Consider the following 20,146-nt stretch of genomic DNA (forward strand, 5'->3'; position numbering starts at 1 on the left):
TGTCTCCATAGGGTTTCAGGTCGAACGCGGCTGCATGGACTCGCGGGGCGGCGCCTCCTGCGCGCTCGCCCAGCCGCCCAGGTGTTCCGCTGCGATGGCGCTGAGCGCTGATATCCAGGCATGGTCGTCGTTCAGACAGGGAATGTAGCGAAACTCCTTTCCGCCTGCATGCAGGAAGGCTTCTCGCGCCTCCTGGTTGATTTCCTCCAGAGTTTCCAGGCAGTCGCTGGTGAAGCCTGGACACATCACGTCGACGCGGCTGATGCCCTGCCGCGCCATGGCGATGAGCGTGGGCTCGCTGTATGGCTCCAGCCATTTGGCCTTGCCGAAGCGCGATTGGAAGGTGACCAGGTACTGCTCGTCCTTGAGTCCCAGCTCGGCGGCGAGCAGGCGCGCGGTGACATGGCACTCGTGCGCATACGGATCGCCCAGCGCCACGTTGCGCGCGGGGATGCCGTGAAAGCTCATCACCAGCCGTTCGGCGGGGCCGCCTTCGCGGGCCCAGTGCCTGCGCACGCTCGCGGCCAGCGCGTGAATGTATGCGGGGTGATCGTGGTAGCGGTTCACGAAACGCAGCTCCGGCATGTGGCGCTTCGTCGCCAGCCATGCGTAGACGTCATCCACGACGCTCGCAGTGGTGGTGCTGGAGTATTGCGGGTACAGCGGCAGCACCAGAATGCGCTCGACGCCCTGGTCCTGAAGCGCCTGCAACTGCGCGGCGATGGCGGGCTGGCCGTAGCGCATCGCGTGAATCACCTGGACCTGGCGAAGTCCGGCCTGCCCGAGCCAGCCGCGCAGCATCACCGCCTGCCGGGCCGTCCAGACGGCGAGCGGCGAGCCTTCCTTCATCCATATCGATGCGTACTTGGCCGCTGATTTGGCGGGGCGCACGCGCAGGATGATGCCGTGCAGGATGGGCAGCCACGCGATGCGGGGGATCTCCACCACGCGCGGATCACCGAGGAATTGCGCCAGGTAGCGCCGCAGCGCCGGCGCGCTGGGCTCGTCCGGTGTGCCCAGATTCACCAGCACCACGGCGCAGCGTGGCTGGTGGGACGGGGGCGCGCCATCGACCGTGGCGCTCGCGGCGTGGGCGGCGGGGGCCGCGACTTGGGGAGCTTGCATGGCGTGATTGTCGCAGGCCGCGGCGGAAAAACCGGACTGGCGGCGGGCCTGGCGCTCTCGGTTATTCTCGGGCGCATATGTCCGAGACCCTTTCCCCGCAGCAAGCCGCATCCATTGCAACCCACGATACCGCGAGCGCCATCGCGCATGCGCTGGACGTGGGCCGCATCCAGGCCATCACCATCGACCTGGACGACACGCTCTGGCCGGTCTGGCCCACGATCACCCGTGCGGAGGAAGCGCTGGCCGAGTGGCTCAAGGAGAACGCACCGGCGACGGCGCGGGCGTTTCCCGACTCCAGGTCGCTGCGCGGCATCCGCATGAAGGTGGAGGCAGAACGCCCGGAGTTGCTGCACGACCTGAGCGCCATGCGCCGCGAGTCCATCCGCGAGGCACTCAGGCAAAGCGGCGACGATCCGGCCTTGGCCGAACCCGCGTTCGATCTGTTCTTCGAGCACCGGCAGCGCGTGGTGTTGTTCGATGACGCACTGCAGACGCTGGAGTTCCTGGCGGGCCGCTACCCGGTCGTGGCTTTGTCCAATGGCAATGCCGATATCCGGCGCGTGGGCATCGACCGCTATTTCAAGGCGGCTTTCAGCGCGCGCGAATTCGGCGTGGGCAAGCCCGATGCCCGCATCTTTCATGCCGCGGCGCGGGCGGCGGGGCATGCGTGCGAGGCCACGCTGCATGTGGGCGACGATGCGGCGCTGGACGTACAGGGCGCGCTGGGCGCGGGCATGCAGACCGCGTGGCTGAACATGGAGGGCAAGTCGTGGGAGCTGCCGGTGCGCCCCCATGCGACGCTGAACACGCTGTCGGCACTGTGCGGCATATTGCGCTGACGGAGCGTGCCTGCCGGGCTCATCAGAACTTGATCTTGCCCGTCAGCATGTCGCGCCACATCACCCAGTCGCCTCGAAAGCTGTAGAGCGGCCGTTTGAAGCTCGCGGGCTTGTTCTTCTCGAAGGCGAAATGGCCGAACCAGGCGAGGCCGTAGCCGCTTGCGAACGCGGCGATCAGGTACCAGAAGTGGCCCGTGGCCACCAGCGCGATGAGGAAAATCAGCGACAGGGAGGTGCCCGTGAAGTGCAGGCGGCGGCAGGTACGGTTGCTATGCTCGCGCAGATAGAAGGCGTAGAACTCGCCGAAGCTTTGGAGCTGGCGCGGATCGACGTGCGGGTGGCCGCTCTCATGCCCGTTGCGATCCGTTTTGTCCGCCGGGGGCGGTGGGGCCGATGCTGGAGACATGGCGAGCTCCCTTGCTGTGCCGGGTCAACGAAGCCGGATGCGCGCATCCGGCTGTCTCCAGTCTTATACGCCTCGTTCGCTCAAAACCCTAAACCGGAATGTTTTCAGGGGATTGGGCCAGGAAGTCACGGATGGCGAACAGGGTTTCGTCCGGTGCCTCGGTCATCTGGTTGTGTCCGCTGGGCAACTGCATGACGCGCACCCGTTTGCCCGCGCAGCGGGCCGCGTCGATCAGGCTTTTGGCGGCCTTGGCGGGCGTCATCTGGTCTTCGGAGCCCAGCGCGAACAGCACCGGGCAGGCGAGGGCGGCCATGGCGGCATCGCCGCCGTCATAACTGTCGCAGGCCTTGAAGCCGGTGTAGAGCAGATTGACGTCGCTGTTGCTTGTCAGCACGCGGCGGCCCAGCGCCATGCCCGCGCCGAACACCCAGCTACCCGCGCCGTTGGGCGGCGAAAGCGTGGCGCGTGAGAAGACGTTGATCATGCGTATGGCCTGCTCCGGCGACTTGACGGCGGCGTCGAGCAGCGCGGGCGATACCTTCATGGGAAACGCCGTTCCCACCAGCACCAGATGGCTGATGCGCTCGCCCAGCTGCGCGGCGGCCTGCATGGCGATCAGGCTGCCCCAGCTATGGCCGACCAGCGCGGCCTTCCGAAGGCCCGCGGCGTCCATGAGCCGGGCGATGAAGTCGGCGGCCTCCTGCACGCTTTGCGGCGCCTTGCCCGTGCTTTTGCAGTGCCCGGGCAGGTCGATGGCGAGCACGTTCCAGCCGTGGTTCGCCATGTAGCGGCTTTGCAGCGCCCAGACGCTGTGGTCGCACAGCACGCCGTGAATGAATATGACGGTGGGCTTGGCGGCGTCGAAGGCCTTGCCGCCGGTGTACGCGTAAATCCTTGCACCATGAACGTCGATGTGCATGTGCGGGTCTCCTGGCTGATTCGGTGTATCTCTGGCGGAATGCCGGGCTTGCGCCCGATGCCCTGGCGCAGGCATTCCATGGAATGGGTCAGGCCGCTTTCTCCGCGGCCTTGAGTGCGCGCTTGAGGTCGTCGATCAGATCGTCCGCATCCTCCAGGCCGATCGACAGGCGGATCGTGCCCTGGCCGATGCCCGCCTGGGCGAGCGCCTCGTCGGTCATGCGAAAGTGCGTGGTGCTGGCGGGGTGGATCACCAGCGAGCGGCAATCGCCCACGTTGGCCAGATGGCTGAACAGCCTCAGGGTTTCGATGAACTTCTTGCCCTGGCTGCGGTTGCCGTTGATGTCGAAGCTGAACACCGAGCCCGCGCCGCGCGGCAGCAGTTTCCTGGCCAGTTCATGGGATGGATGCGTCTCCAGCAGGGGATGCCCGACGCGGCCGACCAGGGGGTGGCTGGCGAGGAACTGCACGACTTTCTCGGTGTTGCGCATGTGGCGTTCCATGCGCAGCGGCAGCGTCTCGATGCCCTGCAGGATCAGCCACGCGGTGTGCGGGCTCATGCATGCGCCGAAGTCGCGCAGGCCCTCGCGGCGCGCGCGCAGGAGGAAGGCGCCCGTCGTGCTCTCCTCGGTGAACACCATGTTGTGGAAGCCGTCATAGGCTTCGGTCAGCTCGGGGAATCTGCCGGATTTGTCCCAGTCGAAGCTTCCGCCATCGACCACGATGCCTCCGATGACCGTGCCATGGCCTGACAGGAACTTGGTGGCCGAGTGATAGACGATGTCCGCGCCGTGCTCGAACGGCCTGATGAGCCACGGCGACGTGAGCGTGGAATCCACCAGCAGCGGCACGCCCGCGTCGTGCGCGATCTGCGAGACGGTGGGTATGTCGAGCACATCAAGCCCTGGATTGCCGACGGTCTCGCCGAAGAGCAATTTGGTGTTGGGCCGGATGGCGGCCTTCCAGCCGTCGATGTCGCCGGGCTTGACGAACGTGGTCTCGATGCCGAAGCGCGAGAGCGTGTAGTGCAGCAGGTTCTGGCTGCCGCCATACAGCGCCGTGCTCGCCACGATGTGGCTGCCGGCGCCCATCAGGGTGGCGATCGACAGGTGCAGCGCCGCCTGGCCGCTTGCCACGGCAATGGCGCCCACGCCCCCTTCGAGCGCCGAGACGCGCTGCTCCAGCACGGCGTTGGTGGGGTTGCTCAGGCGGCTGTAGACGTGGCCGGGGCGCTCCAGGTTGAAAAGGCTTGCCGCGTGATCGCTGGATTCGAAGACGAAAGAGGTCGTCAGGTGGATCGGAACGGCGCGCGCGCCGGTGGCGGGATCGGGCTGGGTGCCTGCATGCAGTGACAGCGTATCGAAGCCGGGGTCGGAATATCCGGGCATTCATGTCTCCATGGGTGTTCAAACTGTCCGCAATTGTGGGCTATATTTCCGTAGGTTTTGGTCGAACGCTGCTCATACATGTGGCATATGCGTAGCAGGCCCTAAGGAGATACCCCATGAAAGTCTGCGATATTCTGCGCGTCAAAGGCAACACCCTCTACACCACCACGCCGGATGATCCGCTGGCGCGCGCGGTGGAGGTCATGTCCGAGAGGGACATCGGCTCGCTGGTGGTGATAGAGCACGGCGACCTGGTGGGCATGCTCACCTTCCGCGAAGTCATTCAGGCGCTGGTCAGGAACGGCGGCAGCGTCGGCACGATGCTGGTGCGCAGCGCGATGGATGACGCGCCGCTGACCTGCACCCTCGAGACCGACATGGATGAAGTGCGCCGCATGATGCTCAACCGCCATGCGCGCTACATGCCCGTGATGGACAAGCGCATGCTGATGGGCGTGGTGAGTTTCTATGACGTGGCCAAGGCGGTCGTGGACAGCCAGAACTTCGAGAACAAGCTGCTCAAGGCCTATATCCGCGACTGGCCGGAGCAGAACCAGTCGGTTTGATGGATGGCATCGGGCCGCCCACGCGGCTGGCCCGTGGCGGCGCGCGGCCCGGCCGGGTTACACCGGCTTGATTTCAGTGTCCGCGAACTCCGGGCGGCCTGGCTTGCCGAGCAAGCCCATCAGCTTGCGCCGCGTCCAGGCCGATAGCGGCGTCTCGACGGTGTGGTGAAACAGCGCTCCCATGGCGACTCCGCAGGCCAGGTAGATCCCGAAACCGATCCAGTCGCGCGCGTCGCCGTTGCGGATGTCCAGCCAGGCATTGATCTGAGCCGCGCCGAGAAACCCCAGCTTGTGGGTCAGATAGATGGAGTAGGACATCGTGCCAAGCCAGACCAACGGCCGGGCGGCCGGCAACTCCATCGACTTGCTGGCCAGCGCCAGCATGAGGAATATGGCGAACACCGTGAGTCCGCCATATTCGATCGTCGGGCCGTACAGCGTGGGAATGTGGGTGTTCGGTATCGTGATGAATGCCGCCGCCGATGCGAGAATGAAGGCGATCGCCAGCGGGCGCGGCGGCGTGGACCACGCCGATGTATAGACCCAGCCCGCGAAAAGTCCCAGGATGAATTCCCAGACCATGGGGTTGACCATCAGGTTCAGGTAGTGGTTGAGGATGATGGCCGGCTGATGATAGAAGGACAGGTTCAGCTGCTGCTTGAGCAGCGGATAGAGCGCCAGCCCCGGCGCAAGCAGCGCCGCGACGATCCACCAGCGTGATTTGCGCGACAGCAGCGAAACGGCGATCACGGCATAGAAATACGCTTCGAAGCACAGCGTCCACGCGACATCGACGGGCAACCCGAAGAATTCCGACGCCTTGGGGCTGACGGGATAGAAGACCAGTTGGCCGAGGGTGCGGGAGAAGTAGTCCGCAGGAAACTGCTCGGCGCGCCACCATGCGATGCACAGATAGACCATGCTCACCACGAAGAACAGCGGCCAGATGCGGGCGAACCGCTTGATGCCGAACTCCGCCGCGTAGCGGGCCGAGCCGTCGCAGCCGCGCGTGGTCAGATACATGATGAAGCCGCTGATCACGAAGAACAGGTCCACCCCCAGCGCGCCATGGGCCAGGAGGCCCCAGGCGATTTCCTGGCTGGAAGGCTGGGCCATGGTCCAGCCCGCGTGCGTGATGACGACGAAGAGCGCCGCCAGGCCGCGAAATGCCTGCAGCCAGTCAATGGTCGCAACTTGCCGGGATGTGCGCATGGAGGGAGTCCTGTGGCTTGGAGCGTTCAACTTCCGACAGCTTGCGCAACAGGACCGGGACGCTTTTCACGACATCGCGCGAGAAGCGAAATCGGCAATGGATCCATGCCGACCTTGAAAAGCAAGAGACGAACGGTGCGGGAAACAAAAAAGGCTGCGGCACATGCCACGACCCTGGCTGATTATCCCTTCAAACGGCAGCCTCCCGCGGGGAATACGGGGTGAAAACAGTGGCAATATCGACCGTGGGCGACCCGATTTTTCCGAAAATGGGGCGCAATGACAAAAGCTGCAGGCAAGGCGCGCGCATCTGCGCACGATATCGCGCGATTTTTGATGATGACTGGATCTACCCCATGAATTCAGAGACGATATTCATGAAGAGCGCTGGGGAGGCGCTGCGCGAGATCTGGCGTGACGCCCAACTGCCGGATGATGCACTGGAGCGTGCATGCCTGCATGGCGCGGCGCATGGCTTTCCCTGCAGCTTTGCGGTCGATGTGGCCGCTCAGAGCTCCCTGGCTGCCGCGGCGCTGGCCGCGACGGAAGCGGACCGCGTGCGCTCGCCGGACGCGCAGCCGCAGACCGTACGCATCGATGTGCAGCATGCGCTTGCAGAAACCACGGGCTACTTCACCCTGGACGGCAGGCGCCCGCCGGCCTGGGCGCCGATCTCCGGGTTGTACGCCTGCGGTGAAAGCATCGGGAGGCCAGGCTTCGTGCGTGTTCATGCCAATTTTGCGCATCACCGGGATGGAGTGTTGCGATTGCTTGGTTTGCCGGAGGGCGAGCACGCGACGAGAGCGCAGGTGGCGCAGGCTTTGAGGCACTGGAGTGCCATCGACTTCGAGAATCGGGCGAGCGAGGCGGGGCTGGTGGTTGCCGCGCTGAGGCAGGCGGTTGACTGGGATGCGAGCGAGATGGGTAAGGCCATTGCGCCGCAGCCTCTGGTCCATATCGAGCGGACCGGCGAAGCGCCGCCTTGCCGCTGGCCTTCGAAATCGCAGCAGCAGCCGCCGCTGCAGGGGCTGAGGATGCTCGACCTCACACGCATCCTCGCGGGGCCGGTGGGAGCGCGCACGCTGGCTGCGTACGGCGCGGATGTTCTCATGATCAACTCGCCGAATCTGCCGAATATCGAGGCGATTGCGGAAACCAGCCGCGGCAAGCGCTCCGCGCTGCTCGATCTGCAAACGGACTCAGGAAAGGCGCAACTGCATCGGCTGCTGGGCGATGCGCATGTCTTCATTCAAGGCTATCGTCCGGGCGGCATGGAGCGCCTGGGATTCGGCGTGCGCGACGTCGCAAAGGCACGCCCGGGCATCGTCCACGCAAGCCTGTCCGCCTATGGGCGGGAGGGGCCGTGGGCGGACAAGCGGGGCTTTGATTCGCTGGTGCAGACCGTCAGCGGCATCAACGCCGATGAGGCCCGCGCGTTTGGCGATGCGAGCCCGCGCGCCCTGCCCGTGCAGGCGCTCGACTATTGCGCCGGTTTCCTGCTGGCCTTCGGCATTCAGGCGGCACTGCTGCGCCAGGCGCGCCAGGCGCGGCAGGGTGGATCGTGGCATGTGCAGGTGTCGCTGGCTCGGGTCGCGCAATGGTTGAGGGAGCTGGGGCGCAGGCAGGTCGATCCGCTGTCCGTCCCCGAGCGCGTGGATGTGCTTGCGGCGCCATGGCTTGCGCGGTATGCGAGCGGTTTCGGCGAGCTGCGGGCGGTCCGCCATGCCGCGGAATTCTCCCGCACCGCCGCGCATTGGGCGCGTGACTCGGTTCCTCCGGGAACCGATGCTGCTGCCTGGACTTGAGCGGTTTGCGGAATCTGGCTTCCGGGCCGCCCGAAGGAAAAGGCTTGCGGCGATAATGCACGTCTTATGAGCGGCAACACACTTGGCACACTTTTTTGCGTCACCAATTTCGGTGAATCCCATGGTCCGGCGGTCGGCTGCGTCATCGACGGATGCCCCCCGGGCATGAGCCTTGGAGAGGCGGATATCCAGATCGATCTGGATCGCCGTCGCCCCGGAACGAGCCGCCATGTCACACAGCGCAACGAGGCGGACGCGGTCGAGATACTGTCGGGTGTTTATGAAGGAAAGACGACCGGAACGCCCATTGCATTGCTGATCCGCAATACGGATCAGCGCAGCAAGGATTACTCCAGCATTGCGCAGAGCTTTCGTCCGGGACATGCGGACTACACCTACTTCCAGAAGTACGGTATCCGTGATCCGCGCGGGGGCGGCCGTTCTTCGGCGCGCCTGACGGCGCCTACGGTGGCCGCGGGCGCCGTGGCCAAGAAATGGCTGAGGGAAAAGTACGGAGTTGAACTGCGCGCCTGCATGACGCAGATCGGCGAACTCGCCATTCCCTTCGAGAGCTGGGAGCATGTGCCGAACAACCCGTTCTTCGCGCCAGTTGCCGATGTGCAGGCCTATGAAGACTACATGGACCGATTGCGCAAGTCGGGCGATTCCTGCGGCGCCAAAGTGCGTGTGCAGGCCACGGGCGTGCCTGTGGGCCTTGGCGAGCCGCTCTACGACAAGCTCGATGCCGACATCGCGCATGTGATGATGGGCCTGAACGCGGTGAAGGCCGTTGAGATCGGCGCGGGTTTCGAGAGCGTCGTGCAGCGCGGCACCACGCACGGCGATTCGCTGACGCCGGCGGGCTTCGAGACCAACAACGCGGGCGGCATTCTGGGGGGGATCAGCTCGGGCCAGGACATCGAGGTGACCATTGCCATCAAGCCCACGAGTTCCATCATCAGCCCGCGCAATTCCATCAATACGCTGGGCGAGCCGGTCGAGGTGATCACCAAGGGCCGCCACGATCCCTGCGTCGGCATTCGCGCCGCGCCGATTGCCGAGGCGCTGCTGGCATTGGTGATCATGGACCATGCGCTGCGGCATCGCGGGCAGTGCGGGGATGTGGATTCGGGCCTGGCGCCGATCCCCGCAACGCTTCCCGCACGCATCGCGCGCTGAATCGCGCACGCGGGCAGAGGCACACACCAGAACGCAGAACGGACGCCCGATGCGTCCGTTTTTTGTCGCGAGCCCGCTGTTTTCCAGTCGGCTATTTCTGCGGCCTGACCTCGTCCACCAGCGCCCTGAACTCGTCGATGTCCTCAAAGCTGCGGTAGACGCTGGCAAAGCGGATATAGGCCACTTTGTCGAGCTTTTTGAGTTCGCGCATCACCAGCTCGCCCACACGGGCGGACAGGATTTCGCGCTGGCCCAGATTGAGCAGCTTCTCCTCGATGCGCTCGATGGCAGCGTCGATCTGCTCCACGCTCACGGGCCGCTTGCGCAGCGCCAGCTTGAAGGAGCCGTGCAGCTTCTGGTGGTCGAACTCCACGCGGCGACCGTCTTTCTTGACGATCGTCGGGAAGTTGACCTCCGGGCGTTCGTAGGTGGTGAAGCGCTTGTCGCACGCGCCGCAGCGGCGGCGGCGGCGGATGAAGTCCCCGTCTTCAGATACGCGGGTTTCCACAACCTGGGTTTCCGGGTGGCTGCAGAAAGGGCATTTCATGGCAGTGACTCGACAGGCTGGGCGCGAATCAGCGATAGACCGGGAAGCGCGACGTCAGTGCGTGAACCTTCTCACGGACGGCGGCGATGTTGGCCTCGTCGTGTGGATTGTCCAGCACGTCGGCGATCAGGTTGGCCGTGATGCGGGCTTCTTCTTCCTTGAAGCCGCGTGTGGTCATGGCCGGTGTGCCGATGCGCACGCCGCTGGTGACCATCGGCTTTTCCGGGTCGTTGGGAATCGCGTTCTTGTTGATGGTCATGTGGGCCGAGCCCAGGACCGCTTCGGCTTCCTTGCCGGTGATGCCCTTGGCGCGCAGATCGACCAGCATGACGTGGCTTTGCGTGCCGCCGCTCACGATGCGCAGGCCGCGCTGGGTGAGGGTTTCGGCGACTACGCGCGCATTGAGCTTGACCTGCTTCGCGTATTCCTTGAACTCGGGCGCGAGGGCTTCCTTGAAAGCCACGGCCTTGGCCGCGATCACGTGCATCAGCGGGCCGCCTTGCAGGCCCGGGAACACCGCGCTGTTGATGGCCTTCTCATGCTCGGCCTTCATCAGGATCACGCCGCCGCGCGGACCGCGCAGGCTCTTGTGGGTGGTGGTGGTAACCACGTCGGCGAAAGGAACCGGGTTGGGATACTGGCCGCCGGCGATCAGGCCGGCGTAGTGGGCCATGTCCACCATGAAGATCGCACCGACCTCCTTGGCCACCTTGGCGAAGCGGGCGAAGTCGATTTCGAGCGAATAGGCGCTCGCGCCGGCCACGATCAGCTTGGGCTTGTGCTCACGGGCGAGCGCTTCCATCTTGTCGTAGTCGATTTCTTCCTTGTCGTTCAGGCCGTAGGAGACGACGTTGAACCATTTGCCGGACATGTTCAGCGGCATGCCGTGGGTGAGGTGGCCGCCTTCGGCCAGGCTCATGCCCATGATGGTGTCGCCGGGCTTGAGGAACGCGAGGAACACGGCTTCGTTGGCGGACGCGCCGCAATGAGGCTGCACGTTGGCCGCATCGGCGCCGAACAGTTCCTTGACGCGGTCGATCGCCAGTTTTTCGGCGATGTCCACGAATTCGCAGCCGCCGTAGTAGCGCTTGCCCGGATAGCCTTCGGCGTACTTGTTGGTGAGTTGCGTGCCCTGCGCCCACATGGCGGCGGGCGAGGCGTAGTTCTCGCTGGCGATCAGCTCGATGTGCTGTTCCTGGCGCTGATTTTCAGCCTGGATGGCTGCAAAGAGTTCGGGATCGGTTTGTTCGACAAGAATAGAGCGTTGATACATGGCAGTCCTATGCTTTGGAATCCCTTGCCCGTCGGCATGACGGCAAGAGCTGCCCAGGCGAACGGCTGAACGCGGCAGGGGCTCAAGGCGGTCAATGCAACCCATGGCCTGCGCGGCACGCTCCCCAGTGGTTTGCGGGAGGGATTCACCTCCCGACATGATCCACGTCAGCGGCGAGGCATCTCTTTCTCTCGAGTGTGTGCCCCACGCCTATCGCCAGTCGCGTACTCCGCTAGTGTAACTGAGGACGGCGGGGCAGAGCCGATCTCAGTGCGCCAGCATGGCCACTTTTTCGGAGGCGGGCGCCGGCGCGTCCGAGGCGCGGGCTTCGGTGGAAGCCGCCTTGGCGGGGGGCGCGGCGGGCGTGACGGCCTTGGTGGTGACCACGGGCGCGGCAGCGGGCTTGGCAGCCGGGATCGGCGTTGGCGTGACCGTGGTGGTCGACACGGACTTGCCGTTGGCGACCTGGCGCAGCCGGAAATGCTCGGCCAGCACCTTGGTGGAGTAGCCGCCGTCGTCGGGCAGGTTCGCCGCGCCTACGTAGTAGCGCAGGCCGCCTTCGAGCGAGCCGGCGCGCGCTATGCATTCCTGCAGCACCCGCACGCCGACGCGCATGTTGGTGACGGGGTCGAATGCGGCCAGGTCACCGCCGAAATCACTGTACTTGTCGTTGTGCACGCGGGTCATCACCTGCATCAGGCCCTGCGCTCCGACGGAGCTTTGTGCGAATGGATTGAAGCTGGACTCCACCGCCATGATGGCGAGGATCAGCGTAGGGTCGAGCTTGGTGCGTGCGCCGATGGAATAGGCCTCGGAGACCAGCGCCGCGATGGGCTCGGGCGCCACGCGGTACTTCTTGCTCAGCCAGAACGCGACCTTGGCCTGCTCCACGGGCAGTTCCTTGGGGTTGGCCGCGGTGGCTCTGTCAACGGCGCCGGGCTCGATGGGGGAGCCCAGGACGGCCACATGGCGGTCGTGCAGCCAGGCGCGAAGGTGATCCTCGCCGATGCTGCGCAGGTCAGGGCGGGCGGCCAGGGTGATGCAGACAAGGGCTACAGCCAGGCCAATGAGCGCGAAGCCGCTGTGGACGAGCTCCATGAAGCCGTCCACGACGTCCGAAGCAAATGTACGTATGCCCGCGAGCACTGATCCTGAAGCTGTCACAAGCTTTACCTTTCTCGAGTTGAAGAAATCCTGAGTCGAGGATGGGCGTCGTCATCACGCGCATCCTTACCAGGCTTCTTCGCCTGGATGGGGTGTCGGGTTCCGATCTGGCTCGCGCGCCTTTCGTGGGTGGCGAGGAAAGATGAACCGACCTGGGCCGATATCGGCAGCTGGGTGCCGGGTTGGGGTAAACCCGTTTTTTTTGTTACTGGCGGATTCTAGAAGTTCTCTAAATTCTAGGTCAATACTAAAAAAACAATCTCTTAGAATGAAATAATCTATTGTTAACTGTGTGTATATACAGTTTTGTGATCATGCAAGCATCTCCAGCCGCAAAGTTGCGCGGAGCAACAGCAAGCGAAATTTGTTTGGGAATGAAACTTTCAATCGTTAGAGATACTTCATTGAAATAAACATGTGGATAGGCGGTCCATATGAGAGTACTGTCAACACTGCCTGCACATGCATGGCATCGCTGGAGAAATCCCTGCAATTTGGAATCATCGGCATGCAGTGCCCTCTCTGGAAAGCAGTGTTTCGAAGGCACCCCCCGAGAGCAATACATTGCTCTCTGCTTCCGGGACGCAACTCTCCCGGCAAGCAAAATGGTGGCAAAGGGCCGTTGTGCCAGCCATCAAGCCCGAAGGTCGGTCATGCTGGTCTTCGGGCTTTCTTTTGCGCTTGTTTACAGAAGAAGAGAGGAGTTTTCTGATGCAATCCGGATGTCGCATCAGAAAGCATGCCGAGCGTGTCCAAATCTACCGTTGAAATATTTCGCACCCACAAATGGGTTCGCCGCGTCGTCTGGCTGATCGTGGCCGTTTTGTTGCTGGGCGTGGTTTTGTGGCTGGCGGTTCCTCCGCTGGTTCGCAGCAATATGGAGAAATACGGCTCCGAGTTCCTGGGGCGCCAGGTCAAGGTGGGCGAGGTTCAGTTCAAGCCCTGGGCGCTGCAGCTGACCTTGCGTGATCTGTCCATTGCCAGTGCCGATGGCGCCTCCAGGCAAGTGGAGATCGCACGCATATATATAGATGCCGCCGCGCAGTCCCTGTTCAGGCTGGCGCCGGTGCTCGACACGATCGAGGTTGACTCACCCCGCGTGCGCGTGGCGCAGGTGGCCGAAGGCGAGTTCGATTTCGACGACATCCTCCAGCGCATCGAGGCGCAACCTGCATCACAGAAAAAAGGCGACCCGCAGCGCTTTGCGCTCTACAACATCGTGCTGCGCGACGGCTCCGTGGAGTTTGATGACCGCGTGGTCGGGCGCAAGCAGGAGTTGACCGGGCTGGAGCTTGGCATTCCGTTCCTCAGCAACCTGGATGCGGATCGCGCCGTCAAGGTGACGCCCCGCCTGGCGTTCGCGCTCAATGGCAGCCCATTCGAATCGACGGCGCAGGCAACGCCTTTCTCCGACAACCGCCACGCGGACGTGAGCTTGCAACTGGACGGTTTTGATCTGGCTCCCTTCGCGGTCTATATCCCCAAGTCGGCGCCCGTGCGTCTGCAGTCGGGCCTGCTGGATGCCCATCTCAAACTGGTGTTCGAGCAGAAAGCCACTCCCGAGGTGGGGCTGAGCGGCAAGCTGGCCTTGCGCGATGTGAAGGTGGCGGACGCTGGCGGAATGCAGGACCTGGCGGCATTCGAGCGTCTGGACGTCACGCTGGCCGATGTGCAGCCGCTCAAGGGTCTGGTGCACCTGTCGTCCATCCAGTGGCAGACGCCGCGCCTGGCGCTGCGCCGTGATCGTGACGGCAACCTGGAATTGCCGGGCATGGGTCCTGCCCAGGGCAGGAACGTGGCAGTCAGGCCGGCGGATGAGGCCAGGGAAGGCGAGGGCAAGGAAAGTGAGGGCAAGGCAAAGGCGGATCCATCGGATGCGTCGGCTGCCTGGAACGTGCAGGTGGATGCCTTCGGCCTGCGCGGCGGCACGATCGATTGGCTCGATCAAGCGGTGGCGGGCGACCCGGCGCATCTGGCGCTGCAGAATCTGGAGGTCAGCGCCAGGGCGATTCATTGGCCGGTGAAGCAGCCGGTCGAATTCACCGGCAAGACGGATATCACTGCGCTTGATTCTTCGGGCGCCGCGGCAAAGAGCCCGGCCACCCTTGGATTCGACGGCAGCGCGGATCTCGCGCAGGCCAAGGTGGCCGCGAGCCTGCGGGCACTGCCGCTCGATTGGGCGGCACCCTATCTGAAGGGCATCATCACCCCGCGCTTGGGAGGCGAACTGGATCTCGACCTGGGTCTGGCCCGCAATGGCGAACGCCTGGTGGCAAGCGTCGGCAAGGGATCGGTCAGGAATATCGCGCTGACCTGCATTTCGGGCGGTGATCGCTGCCGCACGCTGGCGGCGGCCGGTGTGCCGGGCGCCAGGCGCAACACGGTGGTGGAACTGGGCGGGCTCGAGATGCAGGACACCCTGATCGATCTTTCCCGTCGCAGCGTCAACCTTGGGCGAATCGCGCTGGCGCAGCCCAGGCTCTATGTGGAACGTGACAAAAACGGCCGGCTCATGTACGAGGATTGGCTGGAGACCTCCAAACCGGCGAAGCCGGCAGCCGCCAGCCACAAGGGGGCGGCCGAGCCGGCCTGGAGCATTGCGCTGGATGAGCTGGACCTGAAGGAGGGCGCCGTGGTCGTGCGTGATGCCGCGAACGAGCAGCCGATGCTGCTGCGCGTGAATTCGCTGCAGGCCAACGTGCGCGATTTTGGCTTTCCGGCGAAAAAGGGCGGCACGTTCCAGGCCAGGGTTTCCGCGCGCGTGGCGGGAGCCAGCCGCGCCGAACCGGGCAGCCTGCGCTACGAGGGCCACGTGGGGCTCGAGCCGCTGACAGTGGATGGCAAGGTGCAGGCGACGGCCTTGCCGCTGCAGGTGGCACAGCCTTATTTGCCCAAGAACCTGAATCTGCGCGTCGTGCGCGCGGACGGCAGTTTCCATGGCGATGTGAAGCTGGTCATGGGCGAGAAGGGGCCGGCCGCTTCCGTGAAAGGCAACGTCTCGCTTGAAGACGTGCGCGTGCGCGCCGCCGCCAATGAGCCCGACGCCACCGAGAAGGTGTTGGCGACCGGGCGCGATGCGCAGGACCTGCTCAACTGGAAGATACTGGGCCTGAAGGGGCTGGCGGTGAGCGTGCAGCCCGACAAGCCGCTCACCGTTGATGTGCAGGAGACTACGCTCAGCGACTTCTTTGCACGCGTGATCATTCAGGAAAACGGCCGCATCAACCTGCAGGATATACAGGGTGAGCCGGTAGCCGCGCAGAGCGCCGGAGATGCCGAGAAGACGGCGCAGGCGCCCGTGCCGCCTGCGTCGGAGGCTGCCGGGACGGCTCAGGTGGCAGCCGCGCAGCCGGCTCCCGACCCGATGGCTCCGGTCATCCGCTTCGGCCCGGTCAACATCGTGCGCGGCGCGATGTACTTCACCGACCATTTCGTGAAGCCCAATTACTCAACCGATCTGAGCGAGCTCAATGGCCGCCTGAGCGCATTCTCCTCGGTCCGCCCCGCCGGCGCCGAGAGTTACGACATGGCCGATATCGAACTCAGCGGCAAGGCCGAGGGCACGGCGGCGGTCGAGGTGTCCGGCAAGATCAATCCGCTGGCCAAGCCGCTGGCGCTCGACATCCAGGCGCGCATGCGCGATCTGGAATTGCCGCCGCTCTCGCCATACAGCATCAGGTACGCTGGCCATGGCATCGAGCGCGGCAAACTCAGCATGGACGTCGCCTACAAGATCGATCCGGGCGGCCAACTCACCGCAAGCAACAAGCTCGTCCTGAACCAGTTGGCGTTCGGCGACGAAGTCAAGGGTGCTCCGGCCAGCCTTCCGGTGCGCCTGGCGGTGGCGCTGCTGGCCGATCGCAATGGCGTGATCGACGTCGATCTGCCCATCAGCGGCTCGCTCAACGACCCCGAATTCAGTCTTGGCGGCGTGATCCTCAAGGTGATCGGCAATCTCATCATGAAGGCGGTCACCGCGCCTTTCTCCTTGCTGGCCAGCGCCCTGGGCGGAGGCGACGAGCAGGGCGTCGTTCCGTTCAACGCGGGCAGTGCCGCGCTGAGCGCGTCGGCGCGCGAGAATCTGGACACGGTGGCAAAAGCCTTGACCGACCGTCCCGCGCTCAAGATGACCGTGGTGGGCTGGGCCGACCCCGTGGCCGAGCGGGAGGCGCTCAAGCGTGAGCGCCTCAACCAGATGGTGCTGGCGCAAAAGCGCCGCAAGGTGTCGCGTGACGGTGGTGATGCCGCCAGCGTGACGGCGGTGGATCCCGCTGAGTATCCGGCGCTTCTCAAGGAAACCTACAAGCGCGCCGACATCAAGAAGCCGCGCAACATGATCGGACTGGCCAAGGATCTGCCCGATGCGGAGATGGAGTCGCTGTTGCTTGCCAACATACAGTTGCAGGACAATGCGGCCCAGGAACTGGCCTTGCAGCGCGGCGTGGCGGTCCGGGACTACCTTGCCAGCCGTGAAGTGCCGATCGACCGGCTGTTCGTCGGCGCCGGCAAGCTCAAGAGCGACGCCGATGCGCAATCCAAATGGTCGCCCAAGGCCGAACTGACGCTTGCCGCCCAGTGAATTTGGAAGTTTATTGACGGCATCGGCGGCCCGGTAGCTGACTTCTGAAATGGTTTCCCCGGAGGGCCGGGTGAAAAACGGGTCAAAATAGCGATCTGGCGAAACTTTTGCAGGCAGGCATCGCGGCCGGGTTGCCGGCCGCGATGTTTTCGCACCATTCACATCCCATAGGTTTCATGTTTTCTTTTTCTTCTCGCAACAAAATGTCCGACGCACCCGAAGCGGCACCGACGCCCGCCAAAGCCAGTGAACCGCATCCACTTGATGCGCTGACAGGCGGCGCTTTTTCCGCCGCCACGTCCGGAGAACGCGCTTCACGTATTCGTGAATGGCTGGCCACGCAGCCCGCGCAGGATCAATTGCAGGAGGTGTTCAAGGAGTTGAGCGCGCGCGACAAGGGAGCGGCCCGCGCCGTGCGCGAGCGCCTTGATGAAATCAAGCGCATTCAAGGCCAGGAAGCCATCGCCGCTGAATGGGCGGACAAGGCCGAAAAGCTGCTGTCCGCCACGCGGCTGTCGATTGCCGATGCCCTGGCGTGGCAGCGCGATGCGGCCAAGGCGGGCGCGCCGCTGTCGCGCGAGCCGCTGTCCGTGCTCAAGACGCAGATCGCGGACCGCGTGAAAGTCATCGAAGACTTGCAGCATCGCGTTCAGGTGCAGCGTGAAACGGCCGTGCTGCTGGCCCAGCGCATCGAAGTGCTGTCCACCAAGCCGTTCCGCGACGCCGAAACGGCGCTCGAGGGCCTGACGGCCGATGTGAACCGCTGGCAGGAACATGCCGCCGAGCTGACGTCCGATGCATCCTGGACCAGTGTCGAAGCGCGTTTCCCTCCGATGCTCGAAACCTCGGGCTCGCAGCTGCTCGCCGTCTGGGATGCCTTCAAGTCGGCGCTCTCGCAAACCGTCGCGGCTGCGGCCAGCGCCGATGCGCCCCTGCCCACCGTTCCCGTCTGGGCTGATGAAATCCGTGCCGCGCGCGGCCTGCCGACCGAAGCCGAGGCTGCTGCCAAGGTGACCCAGGAAGCGGCCAAGCCCAAGGTCGATCCGGAAGTGCGCAAGAAGGCGCAGGCCATGGTCCGCGAGGCACTCGCCAAGCTGCAAACCGAAACCGGTGAAGGCCATGGCAAGGCCAGCATCGGCGCAGCCGCCGCGCTGCGCGCCGTGCTCAAGACCCAGGGGCGGTTTGTGGATGGCGAACTCGAGCAGCAGGTGAATGCCGCGCTGATCGCCGCCGGCGAACTCGAAGGCTGGCAGCGCTGGAGCGCAGACCAGTTGCGCGAGGAGCTGGTGAACCGCGCCGAAGCGCTGCTCAAGCGCCCCGAAGGCCAGGAACTGGGTGGCCGCAAGATGCAGGAAACCTTGCGCCAGCTGCGCGAGCAATGGAAGCAGTCCGATCAAGGCGCTCCGGCCAATCATGCGCTCTGGAAGCGATTCGACGAAGCATGCAATACGGCCCACAAGGTGGTCGAGGCATGGCTGGATAAAGTGCGGGCCGAGGCGGCCGAACACAGGGGCGCCCGCGTGGCGCTGATCGAAGAGCTCAAGGCCTGGGCTCAGGAACATCTGGCATCGCAGGACTGGAAGGCGCTCAGCCGCGGCCTGCACCAGTTCAGCGAACGCTGGCGCAATGGCGGCCACGTGAGCGAGAAGGTGTTTGCCGAGCTGCAGCCGTTGTGGAAGCAGGCGTTCGGCGAAGCATCCAGGCCGCTGGAGACCGCGCAGAAGCAGAGCCTGGACCGCCGCCAGGCGATGATCAACGAAGCCGCGGAACTTGGCGCATCCGCCTCGCTGCGCATCGATGCCGTGAAGGCGTTGCAGCAGCGCTGGCAGGCGGAAGCTCAATCCGTGCCGCTGGACCGCAAGCGTGAACAAAAGCTGTGGGATGCCTTCCGCAAGCCCATCGACGAGGCTTTCCAGCGCAAGAGCGCGGACCGTGACCGCCAGTCCGCGCAGATGAGCGCGCGTGACAAGGCCGTCCTGGATGCCGCCAAGGCGCTGGAGGCCGCCAATGCGTCGGGCGATGCCCAGGCCATTCGCACGGCGATGGATGCGCTCGAAGCCGCAATCAGGCAGCAGTCGGCCGAAGCAGCCGAAGCTGCTGGCGCCCAGGCAGTTGCTCAGGCATCCGCTCCCGCTGCAGAAGCAGCGGCTGATGAGGCGTCGCAACAATCCGCCTCGGAGCCCTCGCAAGATGGGGGTGAAGCGGAGGGCGAGGCCAAGCCTGCTGCGGCCTCCAGGCCGGCGCGCCCGGTCATCGCGGTTCGTGGCGACGACCGCCCTGGCGCGAACAGGCCTGCGCCCGCAGCGCAAGGCGCAGCCCGCGGGCCGCGCCAGGGTGATCGCGGCGACCGGGGTGCCCGGGATGGCCGCGGCGGAGATCGCGGTGACCGCATGGGGCGTGGCGATGGCCGTTTCTCACGCGATGGCCGCGACCGCAGCGACGGGCCGCGCGCACCGCGCCTGGGTGATTCGGCCTTCCGCGCTCAACGCGAGGCCATGGACCATGCGCAGAATGCGCTGCGCAAGCTGGCAGCCCAGGCGCACGGCGAGTCGCTGAACCGCCTGCTGGCGGCATGGGAAGGTCGTGATGCCGAACAATTGCCCACCGTCCAGGAACTCGGCAAGGTACAGCCCGGAGTGCGCGCCGCATGGGCGCAGGCGCTGGGCTCGGGCGCCAGGCCGGACGTTGATGGCAATGCGCTGCTGCGCCTGGAGATCGCCGCGGACGTTCCCACGCCCGCCGATCAGATTGCCGCGCGGCGCGCCTACCAGCTGCAATTGCTCACTCGCCGCAACGATCCATCGCCGCAGGAGACCTGGGGCAAGGACGTCGCCGCGGTGCTGAGCGGTGCAAGCGACGAGGCGACTGCCCGCCGCCTGCAGAATGCGCTGAAGGTGCTGCTCAGGAAGTAAGCTGTACCCGACGCCAACCGGCTCGGAACGCCCTGCATGAGAGTGCAGGGCGTTTTTTGTCGCCGGGCCGCCCCAAGACAAAAAGCGCCCCCTCGGGGGGGCAGCGGACCACGCGCAGCGGGGGAGCGTGGGGGGGCTCTGTTTTATCGCCGGGCCGCCCCAAGACAAAAAGCGCCCCCCTCGGGGGGCAGCGGACCGCGCGCAGCGAGGAAGCGTGGGGGCCCTGTTTT

At 64.9% G+C, this 20,146-nt stretch carries 14 protein-coding genes and 1 riboswitch; of the genes, 6 read left to right on the top strand and 8 right to left on the bottom strand.

The genetic code is table 11. The features are described 5' to 3' along the window. Positions 1-15: 15 nt before the first annotated feature. A complete protein-coding gene (hemH, locus tag ABWP92_RS03435; protein WP_353233949.1) occupies positions 16-1,125 on the bottom strand; it encodes a ferrochelatase in 1,110 nt (369 codons plus the stop codon). A gap of 77 nt (positions 1,126-1,202) precedes the next feature. Here hemH and ABWP92_RS03440 point away from each other — a divergent pair, with 77 nt between their 5' ends. Next, a complete protein-coding gene (locus ABWP92_RS03440) occupies positions 1,203-1,967 on the top strand; it encodes an HAD family hydrolase (RefSeq protein WP_353233950.1) in 765 nt (254 codons plus the stop codon). Positions 1,968-1,989: 22 nt separating this feature from the next. Here the strand turns inward: ABWP92_RS03440 and ABWP92_RS03445 are convergent, their stop codons facing one another. The 3 genes from ABWP92_RS03445 to ABWP92_RS03455 all read right to left on the bottom strand — a co-directional run bounded on the left by ABWP92_RS03445 (position 1,990) and on the right by ABWP92_RS03455 (position 4,679). Continuing rightward, a complete protein-coding gene (locus ABWP92_RS03445) occupies positions 1,990-2,373 on the bottom strand; it encodes an Mpo1-like protein (RefSeq protein ID WP_353233951.1) in 384 nt (127 codons plus the stop codon). 88 nt (positions 2,374-2,461) lie between these two features. Beyond that, positions 2,462-3,292: an alpha/beta fold hydrolase gene (locus tag ABWP92_RS03450; protein WP_353233952.1), complete on the bottom strand. Its 831-nt coding sequence runs from the start codon at positions 3,290-3,292 to the stop codon at positions 2,462-2,464. 88 nt (positions 3,293-3,380) lie between these two features. Continuing rightward, positions 3,381-4,679: an O-acetylhomoserine aminocarboxypropyltransferase gene (locus ABWP92_RS03455; protein ID WP_353233953.1), complete on the bottom strand. Its 1,299-nt coding sequence runs from the start codon at positions 4,677-4,679 to the stop codon at positions 3,381-3,383. Positions 4,680-4,795: 116 nt separating this feature from the next. Between ABWP92_RS03455 and ABWP92_RS03460 the strand changes: the two genes are divergently transcribed. Further along, the gene (locus ABWP92_RS03460) at positions 4,796-5,245 is read left to right on the top strand and encodes a CBS domain-containing protein (protein ID WP_353233954.1); all 450 of its coding nucleotides are present in this window, start codon (positions 4,796-4,798) and stop codon (positions 5,243-5,245) included. A gap of 57 nt (positions 5,246-5,302) precedes the next feature. On the opposite strand, the gene ABWP92_RS03465 is transcribed toward ABWP92_RS03460, so the two are convergent. After that, positions 5,303-6,457, bottom strand: a complete 1,155-nt coding sequence (locus ABWP92_RS03465) for an acyltransferase family protein (RefSeq protein WP_353233955.1) — start codon at positions 6,455-6,457, stop codon at positions 5,303-5,305. Between the two features lie 356 nt (positions 6,458-6,813). Between ABWP92_RS03465 and ABWP92_RS03470 the strand changes: the two genes are divergently transcribed. After that, on the top strand, positions 6,814-8,262 hold the full coding sequence (locus ABWP92_RS03470; protein WP_353233956.1) for a CoA transferase: 1,449 nt from the start codon (positions 6,814-6,816) through the stop codon (positions 8,260-8,262). Between the two features lie 66 nt (positions 8,263-8,328). Continuing rightward, complete coding sequence (aroC, locus tag ABWP92_RS03475) at positions 8,329-9,441, top strand: chorismate synthase (RefSeq protein ID WP_353233957.1); 1,113 nt, start codon at positions 8,329-8,331, stop codon at positions 9,439-9,441. Between the two features lie 91 nt (positions 9,442-9,532). On the opposite strand, the gene nrdR is transcribed toward aroC, so the two are convergent. The 3 genes from nrdR to ABWP92_RS03490 all read right to left on the bottom strand — a co-directional run bounded on the left by nrdR (position 9,533) and on the right by ABWP92_RS03490 (position 12,425). Next, entirely contained in the window at positions 9,533-9,988 is a 456-nt protein-coding gene (gene nrdR / locus ABWP92_RS03480; RefSeq protein WP_353233958.1) for a transcriptional regulator NrdR, read from the bottom strand. A gap of 28 nt (positions 9,989-10,016) precedes the next feature. Next, positions 10,017-11,261 carry a serine hydroxymethyltransferase gene (gene glyA, locus ABWP92_RS03485; protein WP_353233959.1) on the bottom strand — a complete coding sequence of 415 codons (1,245 nt, stop codon included), beginning with the start codon at positions 11,259-11,261 and terminating at the stop codon, positions 10,017-10,019. Positions 11,262-11,305: 44 nt separating this feature from the next. Further along, a riboswitch (ZMP/ZTP riboswitch) is annotated at positions 11,306-11,495 on the bottom strand. 33 nt (positions 11,496-11,528) lie between these two features. Continuing rightward, positions 11,529-12,425, bottom strand: coding sequence for a lytic transglycosylase domain-containing protein (locus ABWP92_RS03490; RefSeq protein WP_353233960.1), 897 nt, complete (start codon positions 12,423-12,425; stop codon positions 11,529-11,531). A gap of 748 nt (positions 12,426-13,173) precedes the next feature. On the opposite strand from ABWP92_RS03490, the gene ABWP92_RS03495 reads away from it, so the two are divergent. Together ABWP92_RS03495 and ABWP92_RS03500 are read left to right on the top strand one after the other, a co-directional pair. Further along, positions 13,174-17,004, top strand: coding sequence for a DUF748 domain-containing protein (locus ABWP92_RS03495; RefSeq protein WP_353233961.1), 3,831 nt, complete (start codon positions 13,174-13,176; stop codon positions 17,002-17,004). A gap of 203 nt (positions 17,005-17,207) precedes the next feature. Beyond that, the gene (locus tag ABWP92_RS03500) at positions 17,208-19,916 is read left to right on the top strand and encodes a DUF349 domain-containing protein (RefSeq protein WP_353233962.1); all 2,709 of its coding nucleotides are present in this window, start codon (positions 17,208-17,210) and stop codon (positions 19,914-19,916) included. The last annotated feature ends 230 nt before the right edge of the window (positions 19,917-20,146 follow it).

The sequence above is a fragment of the Diaphorobacter ruginosibacter genome (genome assembly GCF_040396215.1).
Classification (GTDB): Bacteria; Pseudomonadota; Gammaproteobacteria; order Burkholderiales; family Burkholderiaceae_C; genus Diaphorobacter_A; species Diaphorobacter_A ruginosibacter_A.

Excerpts from the sequence above, each read along its gene's own strand:
- hemH (WP_353233949.1), bottom strand. The coding sequence starts at position 1,125 with ATGCAAGCTCCCCAAGTCGCGGCCCCCGCCGCCCACGCCGCGAGCGCC.
- ABWP92_RS03440 (WP_353233950.1), top strand. The coding sequence starts at position 1,203 with ATGTCCGAGACCCTTTCCCCGCAGCAAGCCGCATCCATTGCAACCCAC.
- ABWP92_RS03445 (WP_353233951.1), bottom strand. The coding sequence starts at position 2,373 with ATGTCTCCAGCATCGGCCCCACCGCCCCCGGCGGACAAAACGGATCGC.
- ABWP92_RS03450 (WP_353233952.1), bottom strand. The coding sequence starts at position 3,292 with ATGCACATCGACGTTCATGGTGCAAGGATTTACGCGTACACCGGCGGC.
- ABWP92_RS03455 (WP_353233953.1), bottom strand. The coding sequence starts at position 4,679 with ATGCCCGGATATTCCGACCCCGGCTTCGATACGCTGTCACTGCATGCA.
- ABWP92_RS03460 (WP_353233954.1), top strand. The coding sequence starts at position 4,796 with ATGAAAGTCTGCGATATTCTGCGCGTCAAAGGCAACACCCTCTACACC.
- ABWP92_RS03465 (WP_353233955.1), bottom strand. The coding sequence starts at position 6,457 with ATGCGCACATCCCGGCAAGTTGCGACCATTGACTGGCTGCAGGCATTT.
- ABWP92_RS03470 (WP_353233956.1), top strand. The coding sequence starts at position 6,814 with ATGAATTCAGAGACGATATTCATGAAGAGCGCTGGGGAGGCGCTGCGC.
- aroC (WP_353233957.1), top strand. The coding sequence starts at position 8,329 with ATGAGCGGCAACACACTTGGCACACTTTTTTGCGTCACCAATTTCGGT.
- nrdR (WP_353233958.1), bottom strand. The coding sequence starts at position 9,988 with ATGAAATGCCCTTTCTGCAGCCACCCGGAAACCCAGGTTGTGGAAACC.
- glyA (WP_353233959.1), bottom strand. The coding sequence starts at position 11,261 with ATGTATCAACGCTCTATTCTTGTCGAACAAACCGATCCCGAACTCTTT.
- ABWP92_RS03500 (WP_353233962.1), top strand. The coding sequence starts at position 17,208 with ATGTCCGACGCACCCGAAGCGGCACCGACGCCCGCCAAAGCCAGTGAA.